Origin of the sequence: uncultured Methylobacterium sp. (assembly GCF_964244095.1) — a bacterium.
In the GTDB taxonomy this organism is placed as follows: domain Bacteria; phylum Pseudomonadota; class Alphaproteobacteria; order Rhizobiales; family Beijerinckiaceae; genus Methylobacterium.
In genome coordinates, this window is the sequence record NZ_CAXTHR010000195.1 from 1 (window position 1) to 6,472 (window position 6,472).

A 6,472-nucleotide genomic window follows, 5' to 3' on the forward strand; every position below is an offset into this window, starting at 1 on the left:
ATCGCGACGCCGATCGAGCAGGAGGTCAACGGCGTCGACAACATGCTCTACATGACCTCGCTGTCGACCAACGACGGCAACATGCTGCTCACCGTCACCTTCAAGGTCGGCACCAACCTCGATATCGCCAACGTGCTGGTGCAGAACCGGCTCTCGGTGGCCCAGCCGCGCCTGCCGCCGGACGTGCGCAACCTCGGCGTCACCGTGCGCAAGGCCTCTCCCGACCTGATGCTGGTCGTGCACCTGCTCTCGCCGAACAAGACCTACGATCAGAATTACCTCGCCAACTACATCTACCTCAACATCCGCGACGAGATGCTGCGGCTCGACGGCGTCGGCGACATCACGATCTTCGGCGGCAACGAGTACGCCGAGCGCATCTGGCTCGACCCGAACAAGCTCGCCGCCTACGGCCTCTCGACCACCGACGTAACGGCCGCGCTGCAGGAGCAGAACGTGCAGGTGGCCGCCGGAGCCCTGAACGCGCCGCCGGCCAGGACCGGCGAGGCGTTCCAACTCGTCGTGCAGTCGCAAGGGCGCTTCCAGACGCCGGAGGAGTTCGCCGACGTCATCGTCAAGGCGGCGGGCGGCCGCTTGGTCCGCATCAAGGACATCGCCCGCACGGAGATGGGCCAGAAGGACTACACGACGAACTCGTTCCTCAACGCGACGCCGGCGGTCGGCATCGGCGCGTTCCAGCGCCCCGGTACCAACGCGCTCGCCGCGGCGACCTCCGTCAAGAACGTGATGGAGAACCTGAAGAAGAACTTCCCGCCCGACGTCACGTACCGCATCGCCTACAACCCGACCGAGTTCATCGAGGAGTCGATCCAAGAGGTCTACAAGACCCTGTTCGAGGCGGTCGGCCTCGTCGTGATCGTGATCTTGGTGTTCCTCCAGAGCTGGCGCACGGCGTTGATCCCGGTGATCGCGATCCCGGTGTCATTGATCGGCACCTTCGCGGCGATGGCGGCCTTCGGGTTCTCGCTGAACAACCTCACCCTGTTCGGGCTGGTGCTCGCCATCGGCATCGTCGTCGATGACGCCATCGTCGTGGTCGAGAACGTCGAGCGCAACATGGCCGAGGGCCTCTCGCCGGGCGATGCCGCGCACAAGACCATGGACGAGGTCGGCAGCGCGGTGGTCGCCATCGCCCTGGTGCTGGCGGCGGTGTTCATCCCGACCGCGTTCATCCCCGGCATCTCGGGCCAGTTCTACAAGCAGTTCGCGCTGACAATCGCCGCCTCGACGATCATCTCGGCGTTCAACTCGCTGACCCTGTCGCCGGCGCTCTGCAAGATCCTGCTCGTGCCCCATCATGCCCGCAAGCCGCCGAGGTTCTTCCTCACCCGCTTCGTCGCGTGGCTCGGCACCGTGTTCAACCGCGGCTTCGACGCGCTGGCCGACGGCTACGCGCGCGTCGTCAACGGACTGACCGCGTATTCCGTCGGGATCGTCGCGGTGATGGTGTTCTACGGCTTCGTCGTCTTCGGCACGATCCACTTGGCGCGCACGACGCCGACCGGCTTCATCCCGGACCAGGACCAGGGCTACCTGATCGGCGTCGTCCAGTTGCCCGCCGGCGCCTCCCTCGACCGGACGACGGAGGTGGTCAACCGCGCCGCCGCCGAGGCGCGCAAGATCGACGGCGTCACCAACACCGTCATCATCGCCGGCTTCGACGGGGCGACGTTCACCAACACCACCAACTCGGGCGTGATGTTCATCACGCTCTCGGGCGCCAAGGAGCGGGCCGCTGCGGGCCGGAGCGCGGCGGTCATCACCGGCGACGTGCTCAAGGCCACCGCCGACATCCAGGAGGCCCGGGTCATCGTGATCCCGCCGCCGCCGGTGCGCGGGCTGGGCAGCGGCGGCGGCTTCAAGATGCAGATCGAGAGCCGGCAATCGTCGGCGACCGGTCCGCTGCTCGCAGCAGCCGGCGAACTGATCGGGCAGGCCAACCAGAGCAGCGACGTGCAGCGGGTGTTCACCACCTTCGGCAACGACACGCCGCAGCTCTACCTCGACATCGACCGGACGATCGCGCGCATGCTCGACGTGCCGCTCGCCAACGTCTTCGCCTCGGTGCAGGCGGATCTGGGCGGAACCTACGTCAACGACTTCAACACGCTGGGCCGCATCTACCAGGTGCGCCTCCAGTCGGATGCCGGCTACCGCACCGCGATCCAGGACATCGCGCAGATCAAGGTGCGCTCCGCGACCGGCGCGCTCGTGCCGCTCGGCACGCTCGCCAGCGTGCGCGACGTCGCCGGGCCGCAGATCGTGCAGCGGTTCAACCTGTTCTACTCGGTGCCGGTGCAGGGCGTGGCCAAGCCCGGCGTCTCGACGGGCCAGGCCCTCGACACGATGGAGGCGATCGCCAGGAAGGCCCTGCCCGAGGGCTACGCCTACGACTGGACCGAGATCGCCTACCAGCAGAAGGCGGCCGGCAACACCGCGGTCTACGTGTTCGCGCTCGGCATCCTGCTCGTGTTCCTCGTGCTGGCCGCGCAGTACGAGTCCTGGACGCTGCCGCTGGCGATCCTGATGGTGGTGCCGACGGGCGTGCTCGCCGCGCTCGCCGGGGTGCAGGTGCGGGGCCAGGATAACAACATCCTCACCCAGATCGGGCTGATCGTGCTGATCGGTCTGGCGGCCAAGAACGCGATCCTGATCGTCGAGTTCGCCCACGACATCGAGGAGGCCGAGCACAAGGGGCCGATCGCCGCCGCGGTGCAGGCCTGCCGGCTGCGCCTGCGCCCGATCCTGATGACCGCCTTCGCCTTCATCCTCGGCGTGCTGCCCCTCGTCATAGCCACCGGCCCCGGCGCCGAGATGCGGCAGGCGCTCGGCACCGCGGTGTTCTTCGGGATGATCGGCGCGACCTTCTTCGGCCTGTTCCTCACCCCGGTGTTCTACGTGATGATCCGCAACATCGTGATCTGGGTCGGCGGGAAGCGCGGCAGAAAGGCCGACGACGGCGACCAACCCGGCGGGGCACCGGCCCACGCCGCGCCGGCGCATCCGTAGCGCGGCCCGTCGCGATCGGGTCGCCGCGGGCCGTGTCCATTCGGCGCGCCCGCGGGCGGCAACCGTCGTCGCCGGCCGCCGCTTGTCGCTCCGTTACATCGGGAAGGATCGGGCATGGCACGGGTCGCAGTCGTCACCGGAGGCACCGCCGGGATCGGTCTGGCCACCGCCCACCTGTTCGCGTCCCGCGGCTGGTCGGTCGCGGTGATCGCTCGCGACGCAGGGCGCCTGCGCGCGGCGGAGACGGCGCTTTCGGCCTACGGGCGGCCGGTGCTGGCGATCGCCGCCGACGTCGCGGACTCGGACGCGGTCGATGCCGCCACCGCCCGGATCGAGGCCGAACTCGGGCCGATCCGGGCCTGGGTCAACAACGCCATGTCGACGGTGGTGAACCCGGCCGACCGGATCACCCCAGCCGAGTACCGCCGCGTCACCGAGACGACCTATCTCAGCCAGGTCTACGGGACGCTGGCCGCGCTGCGGTTCATGAAGCCGCGCAACCGCGGCGCGATCATCCAGGTCTCGTCGGGCCTCGGCTTCCGCGCGGCCCCCCTCCAGGCGCCCTATTGCGCGGCCAAGTTCGCGGTCTCCGGCTTCACCGATGCGCTGCGCTGCGAGCTGATCCACGACAAGGTCGATGTCTCGCTCAGCGTGATCTATCTGCCGGCCGTCAACACGCCGCAGTTCGAGTGGGCGCGCAACCGTACCGGCCACGGCCAGAACGCCCCCGACCCGGTGTTCGACCCGCGGCTCTGCGCCGAGGCGATCCTCTACGCGGTCGAGAAGCCGCGCCGCGAGGTCTGGGTCGGGCGCACGGCGCTGATGATGGCCGCGGCGCAGGCGCTGGTGCCGGGCTTCGCCGACCGGAAGGCCGCCGAGATGTGGCCGCAGCAGATGACCGCCGACGACCTGCCGGACCGGGCCGGCAACCTCGACGTCCCGGTCCCCGGCGACGTCGGCATCGACGGGCCCTTCGGCGCCCGCACCAAGCGCACCCGCACCGAGTTCTGGACGAGCCGCGAGCGCGACCTCCTGGTCGCCGGCCTCGCCGGCGTCGCGCTGGTCGGCCTGGCGGGCGCCGCCGCGCTCGCCGCCACCCCGCGGCGCCTGCTGCGGCGGTCCTGACGGGCTGCGTTCAGGCGCCGGGCCTGATAGGCATCGCCACCACGAAACCCGAACGGAACGAGGCGACGCCGTGCCCGGTTACCTGCCCTTCGCGGGCGCCCTCGACCTGCCTGCCTACGTCTGCGACAATTGCGGCTTCTGGCAGCGGCACTTCGCGACGCCGCCGTCCTGCCCGATATGCCTCGATGCCCGCCACGTGGTGCCGCAGGACGGCTGGCGCTTCTGGACGACGCGTCAGGCGCAGGACCGCTTCCCCTGCCACTGGCAGGAGCTGGAGCCCGGCGTGTGGCGCTTCTGGAACGAGCCGGTCTCCGGCATCGGTCCGTCGAGCTACCTGATCCGGACGGATGCGGGCAACATGGGCTTCGAGGGCTGCCCGGTGTTCAGCGCGGCGGCGCTCGACCACATCGCCAGCCTGGGCGGGCTGCAGGTCCTCTCCGCCTCGCATCCGCACGCCTACGGCGCCCTGGTGCAGTTGCAGGACCGCTTCGATCCGGAACTCTGCCTGCCGGCCGCGGACTTCACCTGGAGCGCCGCGCTCCAGGTCTCCTGGCCCTACGACGATTTTCTCGAGCCGCTGCCGGGATTGGAACTGCACCGCACCGCCGGGCACTTCGACGGCCACGCCGTGCTGCTGGATCGCGCGCGAAAGATCTGCTTCTGCGGCGACGCGCTGAAGTTCGAGCTCGACCCTCGCGATGCCCGCCGCGCCGCGACGATCTCGGCGCACAAGGCGTTCGTGCGCGGCGTGCCGCTGACGGTGAACGAGTTGCGGCGCTACCGCGACGTGTTCGCGCGCCTCGACTTCACCCAGACCTGGACCCCGTTCGAGCCCGCCGCCAATTGCGGCCGGGCCGAGGTGCTGGCGTTGCTCGACGGAATGCTGGCAAGCCGGCCGCACGCGGCGCCGGTGGCGTTGGATGATCTGAGACGCTAAGGCCGATCCCTTTCCTGACCTTCGCTGGCGCGAGGGCCACCCCCGGCAAAGGGAAATGGAACGCCGCGGATCACCGCTTCGTGTTCCCGGCATTCTGCCCGAACATCACTTTCTTGGCCTCCTCGCTCATGGTCTTGCCGTGATCCGGGTTGACCTCGGGTGCGCGGGCATAGGCCGCCTTGGTGCCGGGACGCTCGGCAATGGCGAGAAACCAGCGTTTGAGGTTCGGGTGCGCATCGAGGGTCTGGCCCTGCTTCTCCCAGGGGACGATCCAGGGGTAGGCCGCCATGTCGGCGATGCCGTAATCGCCCGCGACGTAGTCCCGGTCGGCGAGCCGCCGGTCGAGCACGCCGTAGAGCCGGTTGGTCTCGTTGACGTAGCGGTCGATCGCGTAGGCGATCTTCTCGGGGGCGTATTGCGAGAAGTGGTGGTTCTGCCCGAGCATCGGCCCGAGGCCCCCCATCTGCCAGAACAGCCATTGCAGCGCCTCGGCGCGGCCGCGCAGGTCGCCGGGCAGGAAGCGCCCGGTCTTCTCGGCGAGGTAGAGCAGGATCGCGCCCGACTCGAACAGCGAAACCGGCCCGCCCCCGCCCGCCGGCTCGTGATCGACGATCGCCGGCATGCGGTTGTTCGGGGCGATCCGGAGGAAGCCGGGATCGAACTGCTCGCCCTTGCCGATGTTGACCCGCTTGATCGCGTAAGCAAGACCCGCCTCCTCCAGGAACATCGTCACCTTGTGGGCGTTCGGGGTCGGCCAGTAGTAGAGATCGATCATCGCGGGTCCTCGAGTGTCGCGGGGGCGCCTTCGGCGTGGCAGGTGGGCCTCGACGAAGATGGGGTCAAGCACCACGCAGGACCGCGATGCTTTGATTCAGGCTCCGGTTTGTGATACATCGTCTGCCTGCCGTCGTTCGCGCCTGACGTGCCCCCTGTCGTGCCCAAAAGTGCGAAGTCCGGTTCAGGACAACGGGAAGCACGTGCTCGACCGCCGGAGGCATCGCCTCCGGAGGCCGGTCAATCGTGGCGCGTCCCCGGCTGCGCTTGGGAACCGTCATCCGCCTGCCTCTTTGAGGCGGCGGCGGCGGTCGGGCGGTTGGAGCCGGGTGTCCCGCCCCGGAAGACATGGTCGGACGCGGGTTTGGCAAACCCCCGCGCTTCGTTCTGGAGGCCCTTCCTGCATGACCACAGCCAAGAAGCCGACGACGGGCCGCCAGGGATTCAAGACGGGCGAGGCGGTGGTCTATCCCGCTCACGGGGTCGGCCGCATCACCGCGATCGAGGAGCAGGAGATCGCCGGCTACAAGCTCGAACTGTTCGTGGTCTCCTTCGAGAAGGACAAGATGGTCCTGCGCGTCCCCACCGCGAAGGCCAACAGCGTCG

5 protein-coding genes are annotated in these 6,472 nt (G+C 69.0%); 4 read left to right on the plus strand and 1 reads right to left on the minus strand.

All coding sequences use genetic code 11. From position 1 onward, the window contains the following. The 3 genes from ACFE86_RS20580 to ACFE86_RS20590 all read left to right on the plus strand — a co-directional run. A partial coding sequence (locus ACFE86_RS20580) for an efflux RND transporter permease subunit (RefSeq protein WP_375457182.1) occupies positions 1–3,030 on the plus strand: 3,030 nt, incomplete at its 5' end. A 114-nt stretch (positions 3,031–3,144) separates the two neighbouring features. Continuing rightward, on the plus strand, positions 3,145–4,155 hold the full coding sequence (locus tag ACFE86_RS20585; protein ID WP_375457183.1) for an SDR family oxidoreductase: 1,011 nt from the start codon (positions 3,145–3,147) through the stop codon (positions 4,153–4,155). A 70-nt stretch (positions 4,156–4,225) separates the two neighbouring features. Continuing rightward, on the plus strand, positions 4,226–5,092 hold the full coding sequence (locus ACFE86_RS20590; RefSeq protein ID WP_375457184.1) for an MBL fold metallo-hydrolase: 867 nt from the start codon (positions 4,226–4,228) through the stop codon (positions 5,090–5,092). Between the two features lie 70 nt (positions 5,093–5,162). Here ACFE86_RS20590 and ACFE86_RS20595 read toward each other — a convergent pair whose 3' ends face one another. Beyond that, the gene (locus tag ACFE86_RS20595; protein ID WP_375457185.1) at positions 5,163–5,867 is read right to left on the minus strand and encodes a glutathione binding-like protein; all 705 of its coding nucleotides are present in this window, start codon (positions 5,865–5,867) and stop codon (positions 5,163–5,165) included. Between the two features lie 403 nt (positions 5,868–6,270). Between ACFE86_RS20595 and ACFE86_RS20600 the strand changes: the two genes are divergently transcribed. Beyond that, positions 6,271–6,472: CarD family transcriptional regulator (locus tag ACFE86_RS20600; RefSeq protein ID WP_375457186.1), on the plus strand; the 202-nt coding region annotated here is incomplete at its 3' end.